This window comes from Streptomyces sp. A01 (assembly GCF_059026195.1).
The window spans coordinates 1-26,603 of sequence record NZ_JBWLKN010000021.1; the positions used below are offsets into that span (position 1 = coordinate 1).

Annotated in this window: 17 protein-coding genes and 1 pseudogene; 9 read left to right on the forward strand and 9 right to left on the reverse strand. The window is 66.2% G+C overall.

The genetic code is table 11. From position 1 onward, the window contains the following. Positions 1–492: 492 nt before the first annotated feature. The 5 genes from hsdR (at position 493) to AC5P1B_RS25380 (ending at position 7,301) form a co-directional block, all read left to right on the forward strand. Positions 493–3,015: an EcoAI/FtnUII family type I restriction enzme subunit R gene (gene hsdR, locus AC5P1B_RS25360; RefSeq protein ID WP_493889949.1), complete on the forward strand. Its 2,523-nt coding sequence runs from the start codon at positions 493–495 to the stop codon at positions 3,013–3,015. A 102-nt stretch (positions 3,016–3,117) separates the two neighbouring features. Continuing rightward, a complete protein-coding gene (locus AC5P1B_RS25365; protein WP_493889951.1) occupies positions 3,118–3,717 on the forward strand; it encodes a type IV toxin-antitoxin system AbiEi family antitoxin domain-containing protein in 600 nt (199 codons plus the stop codon). Continuing rightward, positions 3,714–4,655: a nucleotidyl transferase AbiEii/AbiGii toxin family protein gene (locus tag AC5P1B_RS25370; protein WP_493889952.1), complete on the forward strand. Its 942-nt coding sequence runs from the start codon at positions 3,714–3,716 to the stop codon at positions 4,653–4,655. Before AC5P1B_RS25365 ends, AC5P1B_RS25370 begins: the two co-directional genes overlap by 4 nt. A 1-nt stretch (position 4,656) precedes the next feature. Next, positions 4,657–6,174, forward strand: coding sequence for a class I SAM-dependent DNA methyltransferase (locus AC5P1B_RS25375; RefSeq protein WP_493889954.1), 1,518 nt, complete (start codon positions 4,657–4,659; stop codon positions 6,172–6,174). Continuing rightward, the gene (locus AC5P1B_RS25380; RefSeq protein WP_493889956.1) at positions 6,171–7,301 is read left to right on the forward strand and encodes a restriction endonuclease subunit S; all 1,131 of its coding nucleotides are present in this window, start codon (positions 6,171–6,173) and stop codon (positions 7,299–7,301) included. Before AC5P1B_RS25375 ends, AC5P1B_RS25380 begins: the two co-directional genes overlap by 4 nt. Positions 7,302–7,306: 5 nt before the next feature. Here the strand turns inward: AC5P1B_RS25380 and AC5P1B_RS25385 are convergent, their stop codons facing one another. From AC5P1B_RS25385 to AC5P1B_RS25405, 5 genes are all read right to left on the reverse strand, one after another. Then, complete coding sequence (locus tag AC5P1B_RS25385) at positions 7,307–7,969, reverse strand: JAB domain-containing protein (RefSeq protein ID WP_493889957.1); 663 nt, start codon at positions 7,967–7,969, stop codon at positions 7,307–7,309. Between the two features lie 22 nt (positions 7,970–7,991). Continuing rightward, positions 7,992–9,713, reverse strand: a complete 1,722-nt coding sequence (locus tag AC5P1B_RS25390) for a GmrSD restriction endonuclease domain-containing protein (RefSeq protein WP_493889958.1) — start codon at positions 9,711–9,713, stop codon at positions 7,992–7,994. A gap of 389 nt (positions 9,714–10,102) precedes the next feature. After that, positions 10,103–12,796, reverse strand: a complete 2,694-nt coding sequence (locus AC5P1B_RS25395; protein WP_493889960.1) for an RNaseH domain-containing protein — start codon at positions 12,794–12,796, stop codon at positions 10,103–10,105. A 7-nt stretch (positions 12,797–12,803) separates the two neighbouring features. After that, the gene (locus AC5P1B_RS25400) at positions 12,804–16,163 is read right to left on the reverse strand and encodes a pPIWI_RE_Z domain-containing protein (protein ID WP_493889961.1); all 3,360 of its coding nucleotides are present in this window, start codon (positions 16,161–16,163) and stop codon (positions 12,804–12,806) included. Next, entirely contained in the window at positions 16,164–17,363 is a 1,200-nt protein-coding gene (locus AC5P1B_RS25405) for a restriction endonuclease-related protein (RefSeq protein ID WP_493889963.1), read from the reverse strand. It lies immediately after the preceding gene. Positions 17,364–17,627: 264 nt separating this feature from the next. On the opposite strand from AC5P1B_RS25405, the pseudogene AC5P1B_RS25410 reads away from it, so the two are divergent. Beyond that, a pseudogene (locus AC5P1B_RS25410) lies at positions 17,628–18,001 on the forward strand (serine hydrolase family protein); the annotation flags it as partial. Between the two features lie 247 nt (positions 18,002–18,248). Continuing rightward, entirely contained in the window at positions 18,249–19,118 is an 870-nt protein-coding gene (locus AC5P1B_RS25415) for a hypothetical protein (RefSeq protein WP_493889965.1), read from the forward strand. On the opposite strand, the gene AC5P1B_RS25420 is transcribed toward AC5P1B_RS25415, so the two are convergent. The 3 genes from AC5P1B_RS25420 to AC5P1B_RS25430 all read right to left on the reverse strand — a co-directional run bounded on the left by AC5P1B_RS25420 (position 19,105) and on the right by AC5P1B_RS25430 (position 22,288). Beyond that, positions 19,105–19,464: a hypothetical protein gene (locus AC5P1B_RS25420; RefSeq protein WP_493889966.1), complete on the reverse strand. Its 360-nt coding sequence runs from the start codon at positions 19,462–19,464 to the stop codon at positions 19,105–19,107. The genes AC5P1B_RS25415 and AC5P1B_RS25420 overlap by 14 nt on opposite strands. Before the next feature lie 287 nt (positions 19,465–19,751). Then, positions 19,752–20,231, reverse strand: coding sequence for an ASCH domain-containing protein (locus tag AC5P1B_RS25425; protein ID WP_493889967.1), 480 nt, complete (start codon positions 20,229–20,231; stop codon positions 19,752–19,754). Then, positions 20,228–22,288: a GNAT family N-acetyltransferase gene (locus AC5P1B_RS25430; RefSeq protein WP_493889969.1), complete on the reverse strand. Its 2,061-nt coding sequence runs from the start codon at positions 22,286–22,288 to the stop codon at positions 20,228–20,230. The genes AC5P1B_RS25425 and AC5P1B_RS25430 overlap by 4 nt, the downstream gene beginning before the upstream one ends. 378 nt (positions 22,289–22,666) lie before the next feature. On the opposite strand from AC5P1B_RS25430, the gene AC5P1B_RS25435 reads away from it, so the two are divergent. Continuing rightward, the gene (locus AC5P1B_RS25435; protein WP_453203881.1) at positions 22,667–23,191 is read left to right on the forward strand and encodes a hypothetical protein; all 525 of its coding nucleotides are present in this window, start codon (positions 22,667–22,669) and stop codon (positions 23,189–23,191) included. A gap of 532 nt (positions 23,192–23,723) precedes the next feature. Then, positions 23,724–24,812, forward strand: a complete 1,089-nt coding sequence (locus tag AC5P1B_RS25440; RefSeq protein ID WP_493889971.1) for a hypothetical protein — start codon at positions 23,724–23,726, stop codon at positions 24,810–24,812. A 276-nt stretch (positions 24,813–25,088) separates the two neighbouring features. Here the strand turns inward: AC5P1B_RS25440 and AC5P1B_RS25445 are convergent, their stop codons facing one another. Continuing rightward, positions 25,089–26,408, reverse strand: coding sequence for a class I SAM-dependent RNA methyltransferase (locus AC5P1B_RS25445; protein WP_493890082.1), 1,320 nt, complete (start codon positions 26,406–26,408; stop codon positions 25,089–25,091). Positions 26,409–26,603: the final 195 nt, after the last annotated feature.

Genomic DNA, 26,603 nt, shown 5'->3' on the forward strand with positions numbered 1-26,603 from the left:
CCCCTTCTGACTGGCACGTTTGACGAAACGACCAACATACAGTAACGGGACGATTACACGTTGAACCGGAACTCCACGACGAGGCTTTGACCTGCAGAAATGCGCGGGCATCCAGCACCGATCCAGCACCGTCGAAACTTATCCAGCTCATCCAGTCCGTCACGCTACTGACGAAGTCACTCCGTGTCTGCCACGGCCGGGCGTAACGGTCCCATGCCTCGGAGATCAGGGGGCTGTAGATGTCCGCAGACACTTTGGTCGGCTCGTGACCGAGCCACCGAGAGACCTCGTGGAACAAGGCATCGTTTGCAAACGCGTTCAAGCGGCGAGGTGCCGTAACGAGTGCAGGGGCCTTCGCGGACCGCCGACCAGCCCGACCACGGACTCCCGTGACGCTGCCGAACGTGGCAACCCAGAGGAAAACCGGCCGGAGCAGTGGCTGATTCCGTTCTCCCGTCTCAACCGTCAGAGACATGCAGTAAACCTGATCCCATGACCTTCGGTTCGAATCAGTTGACCGAGGACGAGACGTGCAAGCGGTTCGTCCTTCCGGCACTCGCGGCCTCCGGGTGGGCCACCCGGCAGATCAGGTCCCAGTACGGGATCAACAACGGACAACTAGTGCCGACCAAGAGGCGTCACCGTAAGGGAAGGCCGCTGGTTGCCGACTATGTCCTGGAGTACGTCGCGGACGTTCCGATCGCCGTGGTGGAGGCCAAACGATACCGGCTCAGTGTGGAGAACGGGGTCGAGCAGGCGCGGCGGTACGCGCGCAAGTTGGGGCTGCGATTCGCCTACGCCACCAACGGGCGTGACATCGTGGAGATCGACTTCAGCAACCCGAAGCAGCCGGCGATCCGGGACATCCAGGAGTTCCCCTCGCCGCAGGAGCTCTGGGGGCGGTTTCTTCAAGACCAGGGTGTGAGTGACACGCCACTTGGCGAGCGACTCCTCTCGACCCCGTACGACTACACGCTGCGCAACTCCGACAGCACATCACAGCGGCCGCGCTACTACCAGCGGGTGGCCGTGACAAGGGCCTTGGCCGCTCTGGCCCGCGACGAGCGGCGCATCCTGCTCGTCCTGGCGACGGGTACCGGAAAGACCATGCTCGCGCTCCAGCTGGTGGCGCGGCTGATGAACGCGCCCGAGGCATTCGGTGGCCGGAAGCCGCGTGTGCTGTACCTCGCGGACCGCAACATGCTCGTCGACGATCCCAAAGACCGTTACTTCCAGGAAGTGTTCGGGAAGGACGACGTCCACAAGATCACGGGAGGCGAGGCCAAGCGCGGACGGAAGGTCTACTTCGCCCTCTACCAGACCCTGGAGCAGGGTGCGCCAGGAGAGGAGCTATACCGGCGGTACCCGGAGGACTACTTCGACGTCGTCATCGTGGACGAGTGCCACCGAGGGAGCGCCGCCAGTGACGGTCGCTGGCGGAGGATCCTCCAACACTTCTCGCCGGCTGTGCAGATCGGCCTCACAGCCACGCCGGTCGCCGATGACAAGCGGAAGACCGACACGTACGAGTACTTCGGCAACCCCGCCTTCACGTACTCGCTCAAGGACGGCATCGAGGACGGATTCCTCTCGCCGTACCGACTGCGCAGGGTCCGGCTGAACGTGGACGTGGAGGGTTACCGGCCGCAGCCGGGTGAGAAGGACATCTACGGCCGAGAGATCCCAGACGATCTCTACGGCCCCAAAGATTACGAACGGGTCATGGTGATCCTCGAGCGGACCGAGTTGGCGGCGCGGTACCTCCTCGACCATCTGCGCGCCACTGCCGAGGAGGGGCGGCTCGGCAAGACCCTCGTCTTCTGCGAGAACAACGACCACGCGGCCCGAATGCGGACCGCGTTGTTCAACGCCGCCCCCGAGGAGATCGCCGCGCTCCCGGACTTCGTGCGGCGCATCGTCGGAGACGACGGGTCGCACGGTGGCGAAGCGCTGGAGGAGTTCCGCAAGGCGGACAGCAACGAGCCGGTCATCGCGGTGACGTCGAAGCTGCTGTCGACGGGAGTGGACATGCCACCCGTGCGGAATGTGGTGCTGTTCCGGCGCATGGCCTCCATGCCGGAGTTCAAGCAGGTCATCGGCAGGGGCACTCGACTCTGCCCGGAGATCGGCAAGGAGTCGTTCGACATCATCGACTTCGTCGAGGCGTCACGGCTCTTCGACGATCCGGCCTTCGATGGACCGCCGCTCAAGGTGGTCCGGGACTGGACCGACGATCGGGGGGAGGTAGTGGACTCGGAGGATCTGACCCCTGCGTCTGAGTCCGAGCCGGATGTGGACGCAGAGTCCGCCGCTGAGCCGCAGGCGGAGTACACCCAACAGGACGGCGGTGCTTTCGACGCTGATGGCGACTCCGCGGCCGGAGCGCAGGACGGCGACATCACCGACGAGGAGGAGATCGACAGGATTCTTTCCCGCTCCAGGAACCGGTTCACAGTCAAAGATGTCGACGTCTACAAGGTGGGTGAGCTGCGGTACATCCTCAAGGACGACGGAAAGCGACTCCAACTCGTGACCGTGCAACAGTGGGTGCACGACCGGGTGCTGGAACTCGATCTCGATCCGGCCCAGTTGCGTACTCAGTGGGCGCAGGCAAAGAGCCGTGCCGCTCTGATGGCGGCGCTGAAGTCGGCACAGATCGACGTGGAGCGTCTGCCTGAGGAGTTGGGCATGCGGGAGGTGGACCCCGTGGACCTGCTGGTGTCCGTGGCCTGGGAGGGGCTCGCCGTCGTGAGCCGGGACGAACGGCTGACGTGGTTTCGCCGGGAGCACGCGGAGTTCCTGGACTCCTTCGGGGATCGGGCCAGGGAGGTACTCGAAGCAATGCTCCTCAAGTTCGAGGAGTCAGGGTCGCCGCAACTGAAGGTGGAGACGCTCAGGGTTCCGCCATTCACCGAGATGGGAAGGGTGACGGAGCTGACCAGCCGATTCGGAGAGCCGGGGAAAGCACATCAGGCCATCGACGATCTGGCGGCCCGACTACTCACCGCGGTCTGACCTGGGTCGAAGCGTAGAAGTATAAACTGGCTTTACTTTGATGTTGACACAGCGCATTGAAGTAAAGCCAGCTTTGTGTTTTCAGTCCTGTACGCTGGAGAGGTGCTCAGAGATCGTACGGACACCCGGGCTGTGCTCTGGCGGATCGCCGCCGGACAGCGGGGGTACTTCACCGCCGCTCAGGCCCGTAAGGCGGGGTACTCGTACCAGGCCCAGCGTTACCACGCGCAGCACGGCAACTGGCTCGCGGTCGACCGGGCCATCTACCGCTTCCGCGAGTTCGCGGACCTTCCGAGCGAAGGCGACGAGCAGTTCGTCCGCTGGTCGCTGTGGAGCAGGGGACGCGCGGTAATCTCCCACGCCAGCGCACTGGCGGCCCATGATCTGGGCGTAGCCAACCCCTCCCGCATCCATCTCACCGTGCCGCGCGCCTTCCGACAGACCACTGACGCGGTGATCCTGCACCATGCCGACCTCGCCGATGGAGACAGTGAGGGGCGTACCGGGTACCGGGTGACGACGCCGCTGAGGGCGCTGGCGGAGGCTGCTGCCGACGGGGAGGACCAGGACGTGCTCGAATCCGCGGTGTCCGAAGCCCTGGAGCGCGGAATGATCACCCGTCGAAAGCTGCTGCACGCAGCCCAGCTCTGCGGACCACGTTCCGAGCTGGGGGTCGAACGCGCACTCGGAGCTCTCTCATGACCGGACGGTACCGGGATGCGGCGGAACTGAGGAAGGCGCTGGAGGCGCGACTCAAGCAGGAGGCCGCCGAGACCGGTACGGACCCGGCTCGACGCCGACGGCTGGTCGTCTTCGACCGCCTCGCGGCGCGGCTGGTCGAGGACCGCGCTGGCGGGTGGGTACTGAAGGGCGGTGCCGTCATGGAGTTCCGCTTCACCGGGCGCGCGCGTACCACCAAGGACCTCGACTTGGCCGTACGGCCTGAGCCGATCGGCGTAGGTCTTGACGGGGACGCGGTCCGCGACCTGCTCATCGAGGCACTGGATTGCGACCTTGACGCCGATGGATTCCGGTTCCGTGTCGCCGCACCGGCGGCCCTGAAGGCGGACGTCGCCGGACGGGGTGGATGGCGCTTCTCCGTCGAGGCGCACCTGGCGGGGAAGGTCTTCGCCGGTGTCAGAGTGGACGTGGTCGACCGTGGCAAAGAGATCACACTCACTGAGCGCCTACCCCTTCCCAACACACTGGAGTTCGCCGGGGCGCCGGCGCGGGCGATCGAGGCGGTCGACCGGCGCCAGCACTTCGCAGAGAAACTCCACGCGCTCACCCGCGACTACGGCGATCGGCCCAATACCCGGGTCAAGGATCTGGTGGACCTCGTGCTCCTGATCGAGAGCGGGCTCTCCGGCGACATGGACCTGTTGAAGGCCGTGCGACACGTGTTTACGGTACGGGCCACGCACGAGGTTCCCCTCGTGCTTCCTGACCCGCCGCCGCGGTGGCGGGACGACTATCCGGAGATTGCCGAGCAGTTGGCGACCAACATTCCACCGACCCTCGACGCCGCGATGGCCTTGGTCCGCGAGTTGTGGGCTCGGACGCTTGCCGAAGACGCCGGGGCGGGCGACGGAGACACCGCATTTCCTGGACGGAACGAGCAGAAGGACCAACTGAACTGACATGGCAGCAACCAAAAGGAAAGCGGCGGAGAAGGCACCCGTCACCACTCAGGCTCGCCTCGCGTCCCTGATCAAGTCCGCGCGCGACACCATGCGCAAGGACGCCGGCATGAACGGCGATCTGGACCGGTTGCCGCAGCTGTCCTGGCTCCTGTTCCTCAAGGCGTTCGAGGAGCGCGTCGAGGAGGAGGGCGAGGCGCTGGACCCGAGCGGATACCACCGGGCGATCGAGAAGCCCTACCGCTGGACGAACTGGGCGACGGACGAGGACCTCAGCGGCAACGAGCTGAAGACCTTCGTCAACGACGAGCTGATCCCCTACCTAGCGGGCCTGGACAAGGAGGCCGACCGGGGGGCGGAGGACCCGCGCAACGTCATCTCGCTGATCTTCAAGGACGTCGTCAACCGCATGCAGTCGGGAACACTGCTGCGTGACCTCGTGAACATCGTCAACAAGATCCACTTCACCTCGCATGACGACATCCACACCATGGCGTTCGTCTACGAGTCGATCCTGCGGGAGATGCGCGACGCGGCCGGCGACTCTGGCGAGTTCTACACGCCGCGTCCCGTCAACCGCTTCATGGTGCGGCAGTCGTTCCTCGAACTCGGCGAGACGATCCTCGATCCGGCCTGCGGGACCGGTGGATTCCTAGTGCAGGCGCACGAGGAACTGGAGGGGAGGGTGAAGACCGACACGCAGCAGCGCGAGCTCCACGCGAATCTCAAGGGCATCGAGAAGAAACCTTTGCCGTATCTGTTGGCCTCAATGAACCTGCTTCTCCACGGCGTTCACGCCCCCCGCCTCCGGCGCGAGAACGCGCTCCTCACCATGCGGAATTCGCAGGCGGCGGACAAAGTCGACGTAGTCCTCACCAACCCGCCGTTCGGCGGGGAGGAGGAGTCGTCGGTGGTGACGGCCTTCCCATCCGCCTTCCAGACGCAGGAGACGGCCTGGCTGTTCCTGTACTCGATCCTGGACCAACTGAAGCTGGACGGCCGGTGCGCCATCGTCCTGCCGAACGGTTCACTCTTCGCCTCCGGCGAGAACTCGATCGGCGCGAAGATCAAGAAGAAGCTGATGAAGGAGTGCAACCTGCACACCGTCGTCCGCCTTCCGCAGGGCGTCTTCGCGCCGTACACCCAGATCCCGTCCAACATCCTCTTCTTCGAGAAGACCGGCCCCACGCGGGACGTCTGGTTCTACGAGATCCCCCTCCCGGAGGGCCGTCGCAGTTACACCAAGACGAAGCCGCAGCGCTTGGAGGAGTACGACGACTGCGTGGCCTGGTGGGGTGGCAAGACGCGCGAAGGCCGCGAGGCGGGAGAGCGCGCGTGGTCGGTCCCGGCGGCGGAGATCATCGCCGACGGCTACAACCTCGACCGCGCCAACCCACACATCGGAGATGAGCTGGCTCACCGCACTCCGGAGGAGCTGGTGGACGAGCTGGTGAAGACGGAGGAAGAGATCCTCGAATTGCTGAAGGGGCTTCGGTCAAATCTGGGGGCGGCGAGGTGAACCAGGTTGTGCGAGTAGGTGACGTGTTGCGGATGGATCGGCGACCCGTCGATATTCAGCCCGAGCATGAGTACCGAGCCTTCGGGATGAGATCGTTCGGGCGCGGCACGATCCGGTACGCGCCAACGATTGGGAGCCGTCTGACCAAGCTTCCACACTTCAGCTTCAATTCCAATGCGCTCGTTCTGAGCAACATCAAGGCTTGGGAAGGGGCAGTCGGGGTTACGGACGAAGAGGATGCAGAATGCGTCGCCTCCAGTCGATTCCTTTTTTACGTACCAAGAGGGGAGGAGGCGGATGTCCGATACATGCGCTACTTCTTCCTTACGAGGCAGGGCCTGGGGGAGATCGGTAAGGCGTCACGTGGGTCAGCCGACAGAAATCGAACCCTGAGCATCAGGGCCTTCGAGGAGATCAGATGCCCGCTGCCTCATCCCAGGGAGCAACGCCGCATCGCCGACAAGCTGGACGCGGCGATGGGCACTGCTAGCCGAGTGGTGCAGCTGAAGAAGGAGTCGGACGTGCTCGTGCAGCAGCACGCGGATTCGCTCCTCCGTTCTGTTGGCCAGGTTGCGACCCTCGCCTCCGCTCTGCGCGTCGACCAGGACTTCGTCGACGTCTCATCGGACGAGAAATACGCCGTCACTGGCATCTACAGCTTTGGCAAGGGGCTCATCAAGCGTCCCGTCATTCAGGGCTCCGAGACCGCGTACCCGCGATTCGCGCGCCTGCGTAAGGGCCAAGTCGTGATGAGCAAGCTGAACGCATGGGAAGGCGCGCTGGCTGTCGTCGACGAGAGCTTCTCGGGTACATACGTCTCACCCGAGTACCCGGTCTTCGGCCTGAACACCGAGGCCGCGGACCCCGAGTACATCGGCCACCTACTCTCGTGGCCGGAACTGTGGTCCAGGCTGACGCCTCGCGGCTCGATGGTGCGACGAAAGCGCACCACCCCCGCCACCCTGCTCTCCACGGAGGTCCCGCTCCCTCCGCTGCCGGAACAGCGCCGCATCGCGGAACGCCTCACGCTCGCCCGACGGGTCGCCGAGGCTGGCGCCCAACAGATCGCCGAACTGGAGGTGCTGCGTAAGGGCCTGCTCGACGCCGCCTTCTCCGGGCGCCTGTAGACGGGTCAATCGGGTGGGACCCGCCGCCATCCCGCATCAGTGACCACCACGTGGTCGAGGAACCGCAGACCGACCGCCTGAGCCCCCGCCGTAAGGCGGGATGTCGTGAGGCGGTCGACCTCGCTCGGCGTCAGGCGGCCGGTGGGGTGGTTGTGGGCGACGCCGAACGCGGCACCGCCGAGGGCGAGAACGCGGGCGAGGGTGTCACGGACCGGGACGAGAGTGCGGTCGGACGCGCCGTCGGTGAGGACGGAGGTACGGAGGACCGCGCCCGTCCCATCGCAGGTCACCAGAACCGCGCGTTCATGGCGCAGGCCACGGAGGAGAGGGCTCGCGACGGCTGCCAGGTCGGCGGAGCCTGAGATTCGCCGCAGGCCGGGAGCCTGCTGGACCGCAACCCGCCGTCCCAACTGGAACGCCGCCGCGACCCGCGCCGCCTTAGCCGGGCCCACACCCGGCAGCCCGGCAGCAAGCTCATAGGCTGGCACGCGCGAGAGCGCGTGCAGGCCACCGTGCCGGGCGATCAACCGTCCCGCCAGCTCCACGGCGTCCTGGCCGGCCAGGCCCGCCCCCAGCAGCAGTGCAAGGAGCTCCCGGTCAGACAGCGCCTCCGCACCCCGGTCGAGCAGCCGTTCTCGTGGCCGATCCTGTGCCGGGACCTCCCTCATGCGCATGCCGATCAGGCCCGGCTCAGTCGACCGAGTCCCGGTCGAACGGCTCCGCGTCATCAGGTACGGGGTCGGGCTCCTCGGATTCCTCGGTTCCCATCGACGTGACGTCCGGCCCGGAGCCGTCGCTGCCCTCGGCCGCCGATCCGATCAGGTCGATCAGACGCGCATGCAGGGTCCGCGCGCGAGCCTTAAGGAAGCCCTCGTAGTCATCCCGCAGGGCAGCCTGATAGGCATCCTCCTCGATAAGACAGGTCCGCAGCCGAGCCCGCAGAGTGTCCTCACCATGCCAGTCGATCAGGTCCCGCAAATACACGGAGGGCGGAGAGTCGGAGACGTTGTTATTGGTGATCGCGCTCAACATGATCAGATTTCCGCACACGTTCGCCCGAGCCGCGCTCACTCCGCGCCGCTTCAAAAAGGCGCGCGGGAAGAAGTGGTGGAACTGCTTGTCGTTCTGCCCGGCCAGCGCCTTGTCAGTGTCGATGGCCTGCCCGGTGTTGAGGTCTACCGGCTTCTCGTACGACATGAGCAGGACGTGCAGCTTGGTCGGCGCGTTGGCGCGGGAAAACTGGGTCCGCTGCCAGAGCACGTCGCGCGGCAGCGCCGCCCCCGTCTCGATCTCCGTCGCCTGGCCGTCGGCGAAGGCGCTCACCGCGTCGAGGTCCGCCGTCATCTGAGACTCGCGCCAGCCCTTGAAGTACTCGCTGCTCGCCGTCAGCCAGAACCACCGGGCGATCGCCGCGTACTGATCGGCAGACGGCTTCGGGAGCCGTCGGAACAGCTCCACCAGGACCGCGAACTGGTTGTAGTACGGCAGAGCCTCAGCGCGAGGAGTGCGGATCTGGGTGTAGAGGAAGTCGACCGCCCGAGCGGCGGCCTTGCCCGCCTCGCTCACGGCGTCCTGCAACTCCGCGCGGTCGAGACGCCGCAGGTCCTGAATGGACTTTGTGGAGAACCCCAGGCCAGCGGCTGCGGAGATTGTGCGGAGCATCGTCTTGGTGTCGACGCGGCCGTACCGCTTCCGGTCGAGGACTCGCAGTAGCTGCTCGATCTCCTCCTTGAGATCGAAGTCCTTCGACCAGGTGCCCGCGCGCACTAGGTCAACGATATCCATCCGTGTACCCGTGCTGTTGATCCGCTCAAAGATACGGGCGGAGTCCTCTTCCGTGACCTCGAGCATGGTCACCACCGGTACCTGATAACCGCGGAACTGGTCGCTGAGGGCCTGGGCCCGCCCGACGTGTTCTTCCGTCGGCTTGTCTCGCATCACCCAGGCCATCATCGAGCTGGCCGAGTCCAAATCGCGCATGGGAATGACGTGCGCACCAGCCGGGGACTCCTCCGTGAGGTACAGGAACTCCTCACGGGCCAGGTCGAATCCGATGTTCCACCGTGCCCCCTCGCCGTGCATCGCGCCCACGATGCTCGCCAACCGCTGCTGGCCGTCGATGACGTACTGCACCGGAGCCCCGGAAACCGGCGGGGCAGCAGTCAGCCCTGCGATCTCGTGACCGCTGGCCAGCTTCCGGTCGGACGTACGCCACATCAGCAGACTGCCGATGGGATAGTTCCGGCGGACCGAGTCCAGCAGATAGAGCACCTGCTCCGGCTCCCACACGAACGCCCGCTGGTACTTCGGCAGAACGATCTCCCCGGACAGCACGCGGTGCGCGAGCGTCGAGATCGGCACAATCGTCGGTTCGGGCGCCGTGACGCGCCCGACCCCCTGAGATGACCCCATTCCGCCCCTCCACTGCTGTGTCTGCTCGCCGGTGCAGCTGTCGAGACGATCCTAGAAGGCAGCACTGACAATTCGCCGACCACATCGGAGGACCAGCGCAGGGAGGCAGCCCACACGTGCCAGCGTGCCGCACAGACACCCAGCACGAATCCAGCACGGTACGGATATGAGAGGTGATGACAGGTGACGAGAGGTCAGAAAATCCAGCACCTATCCAGCACGGTAAAGATCAAGGGGCCTGACCCCGAAGAGTCAGACCCCATTTGACCTGCATGTTTGCCAGATCGGCGAAGTGGTGCTAGATCACCGGCTAGACATTGAAGCGGAACTCGCCCACCGGATCAACGTCGCGCCATACGCCCGCTATAGAGCACGTCAGGGCGACGACTTCAGTCGATGTACTCCTCCATGAGTCGTGCCAAGTGCAGCAAGTAGGGGAGCCGGGTAGGCGCCTTGGTGTGCAGGTGGCAGCGGCGCAGCCCATTCACGTAGGCAGCGAGTTCGACTGACTTGTCAGCAGGCTGCTTAAAGGACACGTGGATCTCCAGCGACGTGGGGTTGGCCCCGTGGCGAGTGATGTCGCCGTCGTCCCCGAGGTACTTCGAGATGGACTTAGCCAGCTGATGAGTGTCCGGGCGAGGGTTGACAGCCAGATAGGTGCGATCGTTCCAAGGGATCAGCCCGGAGTACCGCCCCCATTCATAGGGGAGAACATCGTCGTTGCGCTCTGGCTCCGGATCGTCCAGCGTGTTCATTCCGAAGGCGAGAGGGATCTCGTCAGAGTCGTCGTTGATACGAACGATACGCAAGCCAGGCAGTGTGGCTGGGGTGCGCCGAGCGGCGGGGTCTACGGCGCCGCAGTCGACGCCCGGTGGAACCAGCGCGTCAGGGCAGATGTGGTCGTTCTGCAGCCACGGCCAGATTTCCGAGTTACGCAGCGTCTGAGCGCGTACCACCAAGAGCCGTTCGGCGCTGCTGTCCAGCGCGAGAGCGTGAGTGAGAAATGCGGCAAGGGGCGCGCGGTCCCGGGCCCGAATGCGCCCGCGGCCTTCGACCAAGGCGCGGGGCAGGTCGACCAGGGGCATCGGAGCTTCGTGCGGATGGCTGGTGGTGGGGGCGAGTTGTGCGGTTGCGATGCCTTCCGTGGTTGCGCGCAGCAGGAGAGGGACGAGGCCGCCACGCGAGCGTGCGATGTGCATGACGGTGAGTTCGAAGGGGCCGTTGACGTTCCGCGGGCGGGGCAGCTGAGGAAGGTGTCCTACGGACCGGAGGATGTCGCGTACCGCGGAAGCAGCGCGTTCGACATCGTCGCAACGGATCTGTGAGCCCTGGAAGGGCTTGGCTCCGTCCTTCTTAGCGTCCGGATTGGCGGTACGGGTCACTGGATGCAGGCACTGCACGTGACGTCCCACGGTCGGCAGGACCTTCTTGAGGAGGGGCTTCGGGTCGTCCTGGTGGGCCGCCGTGAAGGAGACGGGTTTGCCGATCTCCATCAGTGAGCCGGTCAGCTGACCCTCGTCCGGGAGTGCTTCACGCAGGGCCCGGGTCCGCTCTTCGTGGAGCCGGCGCCGGGTCTCGCCGCGTTCTTCCGGCGTTCTCTCAGTCGGCCACGGCATTCCGGAGACCAGGGTGCCGGGGTTGAACAAACTCAATTGGATCTCGGTGTCGCCGCGATAGGTATGAACTTCACGTTCGGCCTCGTTCCGCCTACCGGCGTGGGTGTAGCCAAGCAGTCCGGTCAGGGCCAGGTGTACGGCCTCATAGGTGCGGGGAGCGGTGTGACCCAGCTCGAGGCGGTGCATGGTGCCCGGCGTGGCGGCTTCGAGGCGGGGTGCACGACGCTGCGGGATCTTGCCAATGGGGTTGACAGGCTCAAGGTGCAGGCCGGGCAGCACCTCCTTCAGCTCTTCAAACAGAAGCAGATGGTCGATCGGCTGCAGCCCCGTCTCGGCCGGGTGGCCGTCGGTCTTACGTCCCGTTTCGGCATCTGGTTCGTCCAGGAGGTACGTGTAGCCGGTGCTGTGCAGCAGAAGGGCGACGGGATTCTTCTCGCTTTTCTCGTCAAGGTCAAGCCCGTTGTGATCACGAAGGTTTGCGCGGATGGCGTTCGGATCCGGGTAGAGGTGCGAAGTGGGAAGGGACGGGAAGATGCGGGCGATGCCGGGCGTCCAGCGCCAGCTCATGTTGTCCGCGCGGCCGGTCGCCAGGACGGGTGCCCGGAGGAACTGTGCGCGCTCGATGCCGCTGAGCACCCCGCCGGGGACATAGAGCAGGACGGTAGCGCTCGGGGGCTTCTCTGGGCTGCGGCGTGGGATATAGACAGGTGTGGTGCCGCCGAATCGGGTGATGTGCGGGGTGACACGGATGATCAGCCGGTTATCGTGCGGCATCGTCCTGACGCGGAACTTGGTCTGGTGGGTCCACAGTCCGTACGCGCCGTCGTCGTCCGTGATTTCGCGGGGCGGCCAGAGGTAGACACTGCGTTCGCCTCGTTCTCCGATCGGTCCGAGGACGGCGGACTCATTCTGCTTCTGCCCGGGGAGCGTCCATTTGTTGTCGATCCACTGGGTGGCGAGGTACGACGGGAGGAGTTGGTAGACGTGGCTGCGGGGTCGCGCTGTGCCGTTGGGAGCCTTGCCGTGGCCCAGCAGGTCCAGCGTGCTGGGGGTCCATTCCAGTGGGAATGCGGGTTTGATGAGGGAGAACCAGTCGACGTCGCTTTGGTGGGGCGCGACCTCGGTGGTGATCCACGCTTCCAGGGCAAGCTGCAGGGGCAGTTCGTTCTCTGGCGGGTGTACTGCGTGTAGCCAGGTGTCAGCCTCAAGGTCGCTGCCGACGGCGAGGACGCCCGATCCAACGCACTCCACCAGTTCGCGCAGCCCGCGCGTCGGCAAGTAGGGCGAGCGGTTCTTGGGCTTACTGCTCCAGGCACGCTGAAGGCGAGGCAGGAGCGAGCGGGGGAAGGGGGCCGTCTGGAGTTCAAGTGGGAGTGCTTTGTCCGCGACGGCGGTGAAGGCGGGAGTCAGGATGTTCTCGTAGCGAGGTGGTGCGGGCTTCTTGGTGCCGGAGTCGGTTTCGGTCACGGTCGTGTCATCCCCAGTCGATGTTCTCAAGAAGGTTGGCGAGCAGTCCCCATACGGCTGTGTGAATCGCGTGCTTGACTCGAGCCTGGGAATCGGCGCCAGGTCCAGGCTCGGCAAGGAGTTCGCGCATCAGTGCCCGGCCGGCGATCAGGACGCTGGTGCGTTCCGTATCGAGCGCGGAGTCGCGGGGGTCGGCGGCACGGGGGGCGAATGCAGCGTCGAGGAGGTAGACGCGGACGGGTACGTTGCCGCGGATTCCGCGGCCGGTGGTCTGATAGAAGGAGTGGAACTGATCCGCTACAAATGCCCGGCGCAGGTCTTCGGTGGGCAGCGTGCGGAAGGTCAGGGGGCGGCCCATCATGCCGCCCCAAGTCGCGTGGGCCCGCCGGATGAGTGCACGGACTTCCAGGGTGGGATTGGCGCCAGGTACGTCGCAGCGGACGGGGTCGAGCAGTCTGACCATGGCCTGCGAGTTCAGTACCGCCAAAGGGAAGGACAGGTCGTCTGGCGGCGGGTGGAGACGCGTCAGATAGAAGATGGGGTAAATCGCGGCGACGCCACGGGCATTGAGCATGTTGTGCCCGCGGCCTACGGATCCTTCGGCTGCCACCATCACGGTCGCATGGGTAGAGGGGAATTCCGCGATGCGGCGGTGCGCGAGACCGTATGGGCCAGGAGGCCGGCTGTCGGGGACTACGTGGCAGGCCGTCACGGTAGTGCGGGTGTTCATGTAGTGGGCGCTGGTCTCCGCGTCCTGTGTGCTCAGGACCACGAAGAGGGCCCGGCGTCGGTCCTCGTCGGCGCTCTGGAGAGCCTGTTCCAGCAGCGACATGGTGGCGCCCGGGTCTGGGGTGCACACCGCGTCGGTCATGGTCCGCACCGCGTTCTGCCGCGCCTGGCGCCCCCCAGCCCCCGAGACGTACACGCCCCGTTCGTGGCCGGGCCTCCTGCGCGGCCGGAAGAGCAACCTGCTGGCACGCAGGGCATCCGCGCATTCCGGCGGCTCGCGCAGGATCAGCGACGGCACAATGTCGATGTGGTACCGCGCCGAGTACGGGTCGTAGCTGGTAGCGGAGGTGAGCAGGACGTGCGGGCCCTCCACCCCTTCACAGGCCAGCATGTCGTGCAGGTGATACAGCAACCAGCGGCCCACACCGCGCAACCACAGCACGTCCAGGGAGCCGCCGCTGCCCTTCCGGCTGGGCGTCCACTGCAGGGCCATCATGTTGCCCATGGGCAATTCCGGGACCAAAGCCCGCAGCTCAGGGTGGGGCTGATGGGCAAGGACACTACCGCCCATCGACAGCGGCATCACCTCTCGGAGGGTCTCCTGCATCGCCGAGAGCTCGAAGTACGATGTGGTCACGCGGGCGGCCCAGATCCCGGCGATCAGCAGGCGCGCCAGTTCGGCTCGGCGGGTGAGCATTCGGCTCGGGGCACTGGGCGGTTCATGCTGGGTCAGCCACTCTTCCGCTACCTCTTGAGCCGTGCGCTCGACGGCGTAGCCGGCGGTCATAGAGTCGATCAACTCAGCGATGTGGCGCGGTGGGGCGTCGAACGGCGCGTTGGGCAGCTCGGCAAAGAAGGCGTCGAAGTACTGCTCGGCCGCCTCCCAGCGCTCCGAATCTTCCTCGCGCTCGGCATAGTCCTCGATTCCGTGCAGGAGCCGGGCCAGACGAGTCAGCAACGTGTGTCCGCTGAACGGGCCGTCGTCCACGGTCTCGGCCAGGACTTCCTTGGCTGACTCTCTCGCCTCTGCCGTCTCGTCAGCAGGCAGCATCAACAGAGGCAGAAGGCCCGCGAGCGCCTGCGAATGGTACGTCGCATACCGCTGAAAACGCTGCCCATGCTTATGGGCCACGGGACGGTACCAGGTTGTCGCGAGACCTTCGTGCCAGGCCACCGCAATCCGGCTGCTCCAGCCATCCGGCTGCGTCAGCGGCTCATGGTGCAGGAACTTCGTGTCGAACTGGCTCATGACCTGGTCGGCCTCGTCGACGACCAGCAGATCGAGCTCATGCTGAACGGCGGTGATCCAGCGGGCCGTGTACGCGGCAGGCTCGGCGGCGCTGGCCAGGAGCGCGGCAGGCGTGGTGACCCACACCTGGGCGTTGGGCACGCCACGCGCGGCGTTCTGGAACGGGCATACCGGCAACAGGGGGCAGTCCACCCGCTCCTTGCGCTTCTTCGCCCCGACGACACGAAGTTCGTCCCGGCAAGGCCGGTCTTCTGGCGCCAAGGGCTCGGTGACCGGGCCGGAGGGTTCGAGGAGCATCTCCAGGGGACACAGATCCGTAGTGAAAGGTGCGGTCGCATCTACCTGTGCCGGCAGCGGCGCGACATTGTCCCCGTCACCGACGTACAGCAAGTCGTCCCAGTACCGCGCCAGATGCTCGTCGCGTGTAGAACGGCCGATAAGCGGCACCGCCCGGATACCGAGGGCCCGGAAGAAACGAACCTTCTCCAGAGCGTTTCCGACCGACGAGACCAGGTAACCGATCTTGAGGCCCCGATCGGCCGAGATCTTCACGAGGATGTCGTTGAAGGTGGTCTTTCCGGAGTTCATCAGGCCGACGATGTGAGCCACGCCGTCGATTCCGAACACCCCGAGTCCGTCCCGAAGTAGACCGGCCTCGGCATCGACTCTCGCGAAGACCATGTTCTCCAGTCGGCCGGAGAAGTCCTCGCCGCAGTACCGCGGATCGCCTTCGAGCAGGCGGTCCATCTCCTTGGCGGCCTGTTTGAGGTCGTCGTCGGTCACATTCTGGAACGGCACCCGTGTGCGCCGTTCCTTGGGCTGCAGGAGCGACGTATCCGTCGGCAGAGCAACCCAATCGGGGATGCGCAGGCGTTCCTTCTTGCCGTCGTGACGCCGGAACCAGAGATCTACCCCCGCCGGCGCCGGTTCGCGCACCGTGCGCATGTCGTAAGGCACGGGATCGTGCAGCGCGGCCCGGTATGCCTCGGCCCTATCAGGAAGCACCGCGCTACCCCGCGTACGGAAGACACTGCCATGCACCACCCTGCGGGCCTCTGAGTTCTCCAGCTCGAACATCCGCAGGTGGAGCGGGAGTTTGCAGTACTCGTTGAGGCGTACCTTCCAGTCCCCACCCCGGGCCGTGGGCCCCATGCGACGACGAAGGTTGCGCACCATCGGCGCGGTGGCGGGGCCTGCGCTGAGGTAGCCGTCCAGCACCTTGCGCAGCACTGTGGCCGACTGCCCTGGCAAGTACTCGATCAGGAAGTACAGGCCCAGCTCCACACGGAAGAACACGCGGAGATCGAGCGGCTGCATCAGTGGTTCCAGGCCCGTGGCCTTGGCCTCCTTCTCGAGCCGATCGCTCCACGCCGAGATGTCCCGAGCCATTCAGCCACGCTCCGACGCGCGCCGGAGAACCGTAGCGATGAAGTCCCTCTCACCGACGACCTCAACGCCGTGTACGCGGCCGTCCATGGCTCCTTGCAGGTCAGCCACGTAGTCCCGCGTCTCGAAGCGATGCTGGGCGAGCACCAGGAAGCGGCGGCGCGCGTCAGCCCGGCGGTCCCAGCGAAAGTTTCGCCCCAGCAGCGCGGCGCTTGCATGGTCCTTCACGTCCACGGCCCACCACTCGCCCTCCCCCATGCGGCCGGTGTCATCCCAGTCGATCGCCAAGTCCACAGCGTCCATGCACCACCAGGGATGCATGAGCTTCCCCAGCGCATGCCGTACCGCATCAAAGACTCGACGCTCTGCCAAGCCTGGGTCATGGAAGAAGCGGCGAATGGCCTGGCGCTGTACGTACAGCTCAGACATCGCCTCCACAGTCCGCCGTGCAGCCTTGCCAACGCACCCCGGAGTGCCACAGTGCACTTGCTTGTCCGACAGCAGCGGGTTGTCGCATCCGTCGCACACGTCCAGCGCCGTCACCCCGGGGGCGGGACGATGCTGATAAGCGTGCAGAAACCACTCCTTCACCCACGGCTGGCCATGAGAATTCTTCGCCGGAAAGCGTCGAATCAGAGCCGCGAGGTCCAGATCGGAGGCAACCGCCTTGTCGATCAGCAATCCGCGCAGCCCCACATAATTCTCCTGCACCTTGGCTTCGTCGCCGGCGTTGCGGTCAGCCGTGGACATGAGTAGCTCGAAGGAGCGGTTCTCGACCAGTTCGGCCTCAGGATCCTTGGCCATGGCCAACCTGGCGGCCTCATCGGCGAACGCCGAGGGACGGCCGTCCTCCACGAGCAGGAGCCCTCTGTCGCTCTCGCTGATTCCCAGGACGAGCGGCCACTGCCCGAGCGGCCTCGTGCACCAGGCGAAAACATCCATGTGGGTGGGCAGCTGAGCCATCCCGCTTTCGAGGGTCCGCCACCACAGACGATTCACACCCTTGTTCCATGCCGAAGGCAGACCCACGCTCCCCACGCCGAGCAATGGAGTACTCCACAACGCTCCGTACTGATCCATCTGGATGCGCGCGAGCCCAGCCGCCAGCAGTTGCACGGTCATGTAATCGTCCGACAGGTCAGAAGACACCTGCGCCAGGCGCGCCGACCGCGATGCGTCCGTACCGACGTCCCCAAAGAGCACGTTCTGTCCCCTCGATGGCCATTCTCGCGACGGATAGTAACCACACGTGATCAACGGGTCGCCAACGTGACACGAAGCTAGAACCCCGTGTCGCCATGTCAGGCTTAGGACGATCACGCCACCAACGAAGCGAGCTTGTCACCCGATCGATGCCAGCCGCCTCATAGCTGCGTTGACGCAGTTACGGCATACGCACTCGACATTCATCCTGACTACCTGGCCGGACACCTCGCCGGCCAACGCCTCGACCGCCCGGCCACAAGCCGGATCTGGGAACTCCTCGGCATGACCGAGACCCGCTTCGGCCCCCTGGCCGCCGACACGATCATCCGCTGCCCCCCTAACTCGGTGAAGAAGCCGGCACCCACCTCAATGGCACCGCCCAGGACTTCTTCGCCCGGCTCCTGGGGGGAGTGGGCGGCGCCGCTGGCACCTTCACCGTCCGCGACGATTTTTCCGTCTTCCTGCGCTACATGCTCGGCTACCCACAGCCTCGGCACAGGCCGGGTTTCGGCATGTGGATCTCCCCTGCCCGGGACCGATGAGCGGTACTGCTGACCAACAAGCTCTACTACACCCGCGACCGCCAGCCGCTGACCGACGTACGCAACGCTTTCCGCGAGCTGGCGTTCGCCTGACGTCCCCGGCGTCCTTCATCACTCACTGCTCAGGGACCTCACTATCTGCTAAGCAGCGGTCCTCTTGTCAGTGGGCTCGTCCACAATCAACTCATGTGGGACAACTCTCCGTTCCCCATGCCGGACGGTGCGAAGATCACCGACCGCCAGGGAGACCAGTACAAGGTGAACGTCAGCATCCCGCTCGACGCGGATGGGTTCTTCGGGCGCCAGTGCCCCGAGTGCTCGATGCTCTTTCGCGTCCACGGTGACGACTACGCGGCCCCTTCCCGAAGAACTCCGGCTCTGGTGCGTGTACTGCGGCCACAACGCGGACCACGGGGACTTCTGGACCGACCAGCAACGTGAGCGAGCCCTGGAAGCGGCGCGGGCTCTGGGAGCCCAGATCGTGCAGCAGGGGTTCGCGAGGATGGCGCGCAAGGCGCGGAACTTCTCACGTCGTGGCCATGTCTCGGTGTCGTTCCGCAGCCGCCCCCGTTACCCCCGCCCCCTACCGGAGATCGACGAAGAGCGGCTCGCCCGTACGCGGACGTGCGTGGGATGCGAGATCCGCTACGGCGTCTTCGGCGAGCACCGCTACTGCCCCTCGTGCGGTCGACTGCCAGCGGCCACCGTCGCCTTCGACGCGCTGCAGGCGGAGACGGCCCGCCTGGACGCGCTGTCCTCGTTGCCCGACGAGATCCGGGCCACGCTGCGAGAGCAGGGGGTGTTCACCCGCAGTTGGGTCGACACAATCGAGAACGTCGTGGGTGTCGTGGAGGCACTCGGCTCCTCGGTGTTCCACGAGCACGTCACGGACGCGGAAGAGCGGCTGCGTGGCAAGGGGAGCATCTTCCAGCGGCTCGATGACATGGCGGACCTCTTCGTCTCGGCCGGCTTCTCTGACGTACGCGGTTCGGTAAGGTCGCCCGCCTGGCAGCGGTTGCTCCAGACCTGGGCAGCGCGCCATGTCTTCACCCACAACGACGGTGTCGTCGACGAGAAGTACCTCCGTCGAGTCCCCACTTCTCGCACCTCCGTCGGCCAACGGCTCGTGATCTCGGACGCCGACTGCAGGGAGGCCATCGACGACGCCACCGTTCTATGCCGAGCACTGGTGGACATCAGGTCCCTGTAGACCCGGCCTTCTCTCGCCGAGCCGTTCTCATCACCAGGACGGCTGCCACGAAGGAGGTACCGCTCGGAGCGAGGAACAGTCCGCCGTAGCCGCCGAGCACACCGGCGAGAACCGCTCCGGCCCAAGGGGCGAGGGCGGCTGCGATGGCGGCCGGGGCTGCGAGGAGGGCGGAGAGACGACCGTAGTGGACGGTTCCCCAACGGTCGGTGACGGCGGTGGCCTGGAGGAGGGTGAGGTTGCCCCGTATGACTCCGACGAGGACGGAGAGCAGGACGAGGAGTGAGATCGGGCCCTGGACCAGCGCAAGGGTCGTGGTGATGCTGGTACCGCCGCCGAGGGTGATCAATGCGGCGGTTCGGGTGGTGGCGGTGTGCGGGTGGCGAGGGTGGCGTAAAGGGTCTGGCCGGCGCCGCCGAGGCCGAGTGCCCACGCGGCTGTGGTCGGGCTCGCGCCGTGCTGTTCGAGGAACGGTACGAGCCCGACGACGGCAGCGTATAAATGGCGAAGTGGGAGAGGGTGAATGGGTTGGCGAGCGGGACGAAGGACCAGCTGCCTGCTGGTCTGGCCATCGGCTCCGGCGTGGGGTTGGCAACTCTCTTGCCCCCTGCTGCTCAACCTAAGCCCTAAGCAGACCTACGCCAGCGCCAGGTTGTTCAATGCGTCCTGAAGCGCCGCCCCGGTCACCGGTGCCACCTCAGCGACCTTCCGGAGGTCTTCGCCAGTCAAGTATCGGTAGCTCTGGGGCGGATGGAACGATCCGGAGGCTCGCAGCGCGGCCAAAGGCACGGGTGCCTCGAAGGTCATCGGTTCTTCGAGTGACAGACCGCTGGCCTGATTCGCTCCACTCATGTACTCGTCATACTCACGCCGGCTGATCCCTGCGCTCGTGCGGCTGGCCGACCAGACCTCCCGAGGGGAGGCCACCTGCACGGAAGCAATCCGCGCCATGCCCACGATGGCCATCGTGGGCGCGGTCGCGTACAGGAGAACGGGAGTTCCCGGTGGGGCTGCGACGCGCTGCCGACGGACCTCCACCGTCTTGGTCCCAGCCAGGATCGCCGCGGCAAACCGAGGGTGGACGGACAGCAGCATCGCGCGCTCCGGATCACTCACGTCTTTCGGTGCCCCTCTTCGTACATGGCCTGGAACAGCGCACTGCTGATCTTCGACAGCTGCATCGGCGGTACCCACCGTAGCCCCAGCCCCTTGGCCAACGCGGTCACTCGTGCATGCGTCACCTGGACGGGAAAGATCTCCGTGTCCGAAAACCTCAACGCCATGGCCTTGCCCGACACATCGGCTGCGGCACGCACTTCGGCATGACCATATACGCCCAGGTGTTCGAATCGCGAGAAGAGGGTGTCGGGGTCGTCGATGACCACCTCGTCGAGGCGCGAGCAGCCGATGACCATCTTGCCCTGCTGCCCGGAAGTCCCCTCGCTGACGTACCACAGGATCCGGGCGGGAACGCTCTCTCCTCGGTGTCCGGACGAGCGGTAGTAGACGTGCTCGCGGCTGATACCCAGGACGTCGTCTCGGGGAACGAGCATGGCCGGAACGTCGAAGAGCTCCGTGGACCAGCGCGGCTTGATGGGTGCGATGAAAGAGGGCAGGGCTGTGTCGATCAGTTTGGCCGGCCACCACACCCGCTCGGCCATGCTCGCGATCTCGGACGGCACGCGATCATCCAGCCGTGGCGTCGACCGCCTCATCCGACCCGCAATCTCCCCGGCCTTCTCTGAGACGGCCTCAGCAGGTCCGCAGACGTCGACCAGGAGTGCGGTGAAGCCGCTCTCGTCCTCGGTGAAGCCGTCGGCACCAGCAGCCGACATTGCTGCCGGCGACAGGAACGGATCGGTGATACGGACTGCCTGTGCCCCTCGCTCTCGGCCGAGCCGCTTGAGCATGAACAGCAGTTGCCGGGCGAGTGTCTCCTCCAGCGGGTGCGATGCCGTGCGGAGGAACGCGACGTTCAGGATGCGGCCGTCCATAGCCCAGACATAGAGGGCCACCGGATGCCCCTCTCCGTCTCGGAGCAGCTCCCTGCGCCACAGCACCCCGTCCTGGGCGAGACCTTTCAGTCGATCCGCAAAGGCCGTTCCACGGTCGCCCTCGGCCTGGTCGAAGAAGGCGACCAGTTCTCCTTCACTGCCTGGCGCGATCTCCTCGGCGGAGAAGGCAGTGCCCATGAGATCCGCAGGACGGTACACCTGGGCCTGGCGCAGTTCGTCCACATGCAGCGTGACCACCGCCGGGGAGACGATCTTGACTCGTGCGACGTCCCAGGCGATGTCCGCCAGAGCCGCCAGTGCGGGATCGCGCGTCACCAGTACCTGGAGCCCGGCACACGACGTCTCGGCCACGTAGCGCAAGCGGGCGCGCTGCCGGCCATCGAGGGGAACATCAGGCAGCTCCCTCCCCGCTGCGGCGGCCAGCTCCTCCAAGCGGATGGCAACGGCAGCACTGTCGGGAGACAGGGGCCGCAGCTCGGCAAGGCCCGCCCGCTGATGGGTGCGCGCCTCACGTTCCTCTACATCACGCACGTCGTGCAGAAGCTGCGGAGTGAAGGCGAGCTCGATCAGGTCGGCGAGCCATCCCGCTTCGAGAGCACGCGACTCCTCAACAGCGCGTTCCGTCCCCGTACCGCGCAGCCCGGCGAACACTCCGTGGTCCACGGTCACCACCAGCAGCGCATCGCTCTGGGCCTCGGTGAACAGGTCTTCGTGCCCCAGATCGAGCCACCAGGTGTCCAGCGTTTCCTGGTCCTTGCCCCGCCCCAGGCTCTCTCCCCTGGGGACAAAGCCAAGCGCCGTCCACATGCTGCTGAGCCCGTAGTCGCGCCGGCACTTCGCACGGATACCGAGCCTATGAGCGTGCCGCGCGCGGATCGTCTCGATCAACTCACGAGCGACACCCTTGCCTCGGTGTTCCTCTGCCACGCACAAGTGAGCCAGCCGCACATGCAGACTCCGCTTGGGCAGCCCGAAGAGCGCGTAGCCGACCACCTCCTCGCCATCCATGGCCACCAGCAGGCCGTCGTCCTCAGCATGCTTACGGTAAGCAGGCGGCGTCAGCAGCCCCAGATACTTCGTGTACCGGTTACCCAAAGCGATGATCGCGTCCAGCAGCTCCGACTGCTCCGCAGACACCGGCAACACTCTGATCGCCATGTTCCCCCTCCGGTTCCTTCAACCGACATTTCCCCAGAACGGCATACTGCCCAACAGCGTCAGTGGCGAGCCACTGATTGATCAAAACCGGCTGACTGGCGGGAATCCGTCTGCTCTTGTTTCGTTCGAGTGGATGGGCGGCGGTGTTGGGTTTGCGCCTGGCGGCGGCTTGACCGGGACCATCGGTTGCTCGTCGGCGGTAGCCCATGGCTTGCTTCAGAGCGGCCATCGCCGCCGCACCACGCGAGCCCACGCGGCTGGCCTCGGAGCGTACGCGACACGCACCCCGGCGGTCGCTCATGGGCAGAATCCGCAAGCTGGTTGACCAAGACCGTTCTTCCCCACGACCGCGTAGGCGCCGCTTTTACGCTGACCCTCATGCGCGAAGTCGAATACCGGAGCAGCGGGGTTCCGTTGGAGGAGTACGAACTCACCCGCAGGGACCACCGCCGTCAGAAGCAGAGCGAGGAGAGCAGCGTATCGATTCGACGACAGGTCGAAGAGGACAATGCCAAATGCCGGGCAGACCCGGCGATGGCAGAGCGCCGCCGCCAGGCGTTCGAGAACGTCGCGAAGCTGATGCAGTCCTTCAAGAAGGCCGACCACGAGATCATGCGGTGGCGTGTCCGGCTGTACTGCGGCCACATCATCGAGACGGAGGCGCATTACACGTACACCGACCCCATCGATGCTGGAGGGTCCAGCAAGCAATGCCCTGAGTGCGGAGGTGCCTGGCAAACGATCGTGGCCTTCGAACCCATCGGACTGCGCGGCGAGCCACCGGAACCCACGGTCCCCACACCTCCGCCGCCCCCGAAGAAGCCGACACGAGCCGAACTCGAACGACGCGTTAAGACGCTGGAGAAGGAGAACGAACGCTTGCGCGCGAAGTTCAGTGGCTGAAGGTCCCGACCGAAGCCATTGGGCTGACTCGCCAGCAGGTCACGGAGGCCGAGTTGGCGGCAACGGTGAAGACGCCGCCCGCGCGGACATAGAGATGGTCCACGTCACCCCGCTCGTTCGAGCAAATTTCTTCGAACCACCCATCGCTGACGAACGGAACTGACAGCATGCCGCCGTCGTACGTCAACCTAGAGTCGAAGGCGGACCATTGGAACGGCAGGTCAATGAGCGGCAACTCTCGGTGCTGCAATGGGTGCAAGACGGGTGCCCTGCCGGCGTTTGGGAGACCAGCTCCTACAAGAGCACCTGTCAGGCACTGCAGAACCGGGGCCTGGTCGCGGTTTCCCGTAAGGCCGGGCAGTGGAGCGTCACCCTGACGAGTGCTGGCCAGCACTACCTGGCGCACGGCGCGTACCCTCCCCGCGGGTCACGCCCGCCGAAGACCCAGGCCGCCGCTCCACGACCCCAGTCCACCCGAGCACAGGAAACTCCGGCCGCCGGGCGGAGGCCAAGCCCTCCATCACAGCCCCGGGTGACGTTCACGGAGCAGCTGCTGCAAGAGCTCGCGGAGGCCGGCGGCAGAATCGCCAAGAGCGGCTGCGGTCCGGACTTGGAGAAGTGGCCATCCCGCGTCGCCGCGGCACGCAGGTCCGGAAAGGTCCCGGAGACGAAGGAGCTGTACGGGGGTTGGTGCCAGGGCGGGTACGAGATCAAGCTCGTCGACATCCCCGCCTGGCGCCTCGCCGTCCTCGAACCCCTCCCCATTCCCTCCCGGCTCACGCGGCCGCACACCGTGGTCCGGGCCATGCAGAACGAACAACAGCCACTGGGCCTCACGAAGCCCGTCCAAGGACGTGCCCTCCGGCTCGTCCAGGCGCTGATCACCGCTGCCGAGGCCGAAGGACATTCCAGCTCGGCAGGACAGACCGGCTTCGCGCCCCCGTCTCATCGCCGTCGTAGGGCATCTCCCCACTTCACCATCACCGCACAGGGCCAGACTGTGGGGTTCCTTGTCCTCCAGGAGCAAGACCGGACCGAGCACGTCGCCACCGAGAAGGAACTCACCGCGGCCAAGAAGGACTCCTGGGTCAGGATCCCCCGCTTCGACTACACCCCGTCCGAGCGTCTCCGCTTCGTCCTCAGCGGCGGCCAACCGCACCGGGCCAGCGAATGGTCCGATACCCCCGGCCACCCCCTGGAAGACCAGCTCGCCGAGATCGCCCAGGAGGTCACCCTCCGCGGCGAAGCCGCCGAACGCAGACGCCTGGACGAGATCGAAGTGGCACGCCAGAAGCGCATCCGCTGGGAAACCGCCATGGAAGAAGCCCGAATCCGGTACGCCGAGGCGTACCGCGTCAGGCACTTCGAGGCACAGGAAGCGACATGGCGCCACGCCACCCGACTGACGGAGTACGTGAACGCTGTACGCACCCGGGTCGAGGCCATGCCCCCAGGCCAGACCCGGACCGAAGCCGAAGCCTGGATCGACTGGGCAGCAGCCCGCGTGGAGCGCCTCGACCCACTGAACACACCGCCCCGGCTGCCCGACATTCCCGAGCCACGCCCCGACGACCTGAAGCCCTTCCTCAGGCACTGGAGCCCCTACGGCCCCACCTACTGACGCCCGCTCCGCCACACGTCCGGCCCGCCGAAGTACGGCAGCAGCGCGCCTGCCACCGCAACCAGCGGCGGGCGCCGTAACCCGACGGAATCTTCTTCAAGTTCCCGCAAAACCAGCCCATGGGAGCGCGCCTCCCAGCCAACGTGACCTGCACGATCAGCCATGTGACGTCCCGTCAGAACGAGCGTCATTTCAGCGTCACGAGCGTCATTTCAGCGTCAAGATACCGCCCGTAACGCCCACAACGCACATAATGCGCACGCAAGAAACCGCAGGTCAGGAGCCCTTCGCGACCGGCTCAAGCACCGCCACGCACTCCACATGCTGCGTCATCGGAAAAAGGTCGAACGCCCGCATGAAGCGCGGCACGTAGCCCTCTTCCTTGAAGTAGGCGAGGTCGCGGGCCAGGGCTGCCGGGTCGCAGGCCACGTAGGCGATGCGGCGGGCGCCCAGGGCGGCCAGGCGGGTTACGGTCTGCTTGCCGGCTCCGGCGCGGGGTGGGTCGAGGACGATGATGTCGGCCTCGGTGATGCCGGTGCGGGGCAGGACTGTCTCGACCTTGCCGTGTTCGATGCGGACGCGCTCCAGGTCCTGGAGGTTGTGGCGGGCGTCCTCGACGGCGCGCTTGCTGGACTCGATGCCGAGTACCGCGCCGCGCTCCCCTACTCGGTCGCCGAGTGCGCCAGCGAACAGGCCGACGCCGCAGTACAGGTCGAGTGCCATGTCGCCCTTGCGGGGTGTCAGCCCCTGCATCACCGCTTCGACCAGCAGGTCGGGGGCCTTGTGGTGGACCTGCCAGAAGCCGCCGGAGCCCACGCGCCAGGTGCGGTCGGCGGCGCGCTCGCGGACGAAGCCGCGGCCGTGGACGCGGTGCACGCCCTCGTCCCGCTCGTCGATGCGCAGGACCGAGACCGGCTTGTCCAGTTCGACGATGGGCAGCCGGCCGCCGGGCGCGGGCTCGACGATGACCTGGCGGTCGGAGGAGCCGGTGGCGGCGATGGCCTGGACGCCGGCGACGTCCGGCCACTCGCGGCTCTCGATGCCGAGCTCGCTGACGCCGGGCGCCGCGATCAGGCAGTGGTCGATGCGCTCGACGTCGTGGGAGCGGTGGCGGCGGAGCCCGGCGTAGCCGTCGGCGTCCACCGCGTACTGGACGCGGGTGCGCCAGGCGGGGACCTCGCCCTTGGCGACCTTGTCGCCCGGGGCGGGCTCCACGGTGCTGTTCCAGCCCGCTTCCTCGGGGGTGAGCCCGGCCAGCCTGCTGAGCTGTTCGGTGATGACGTCGACCTTCAGGCGGCGCTGGGCGCCCGGGGCGACGTGCTGCCAGTCGCAGCCGCCGCACGCGCCGGGGCCCGAGTACGGGCAGGGTGCGGGGACCCGGTCCGGGGAGGCTTCCAGTACCTCGACGGCGTCGGCGCGCAGGAAGCGCGATTCGGCGTCGCCCTCGGTGACGCGGACGATGACGCGCTCGCCGGGCAGGGTGTGCCGCACGAACAGCACCCGCGGCCGGTCCTCGCCGGGGAGGGTGGTGCGCGCCACGCAGTGTCCGCCGTGGGCGACGGCGCCGACCTCGATCTCGTAGCGCTCGCCGATCAGGGAGGCCGGGGCCTCGGCCTGCGCCGTGCCGGTGGTCTCGGACCCGTCAGTGGCGCCGTGGGTGGCCGAGGCGGTCGCCCGCTCCCGCGCGCGGTCGGCGTTCGCACGGTTCGTACGGTTCGTGCGGTGTGTCACGGCGAGCAGGCTCCTGACGAGGGGGGCGGGAAGGCTGGCGGAAGAACGCCAGCTCATCAG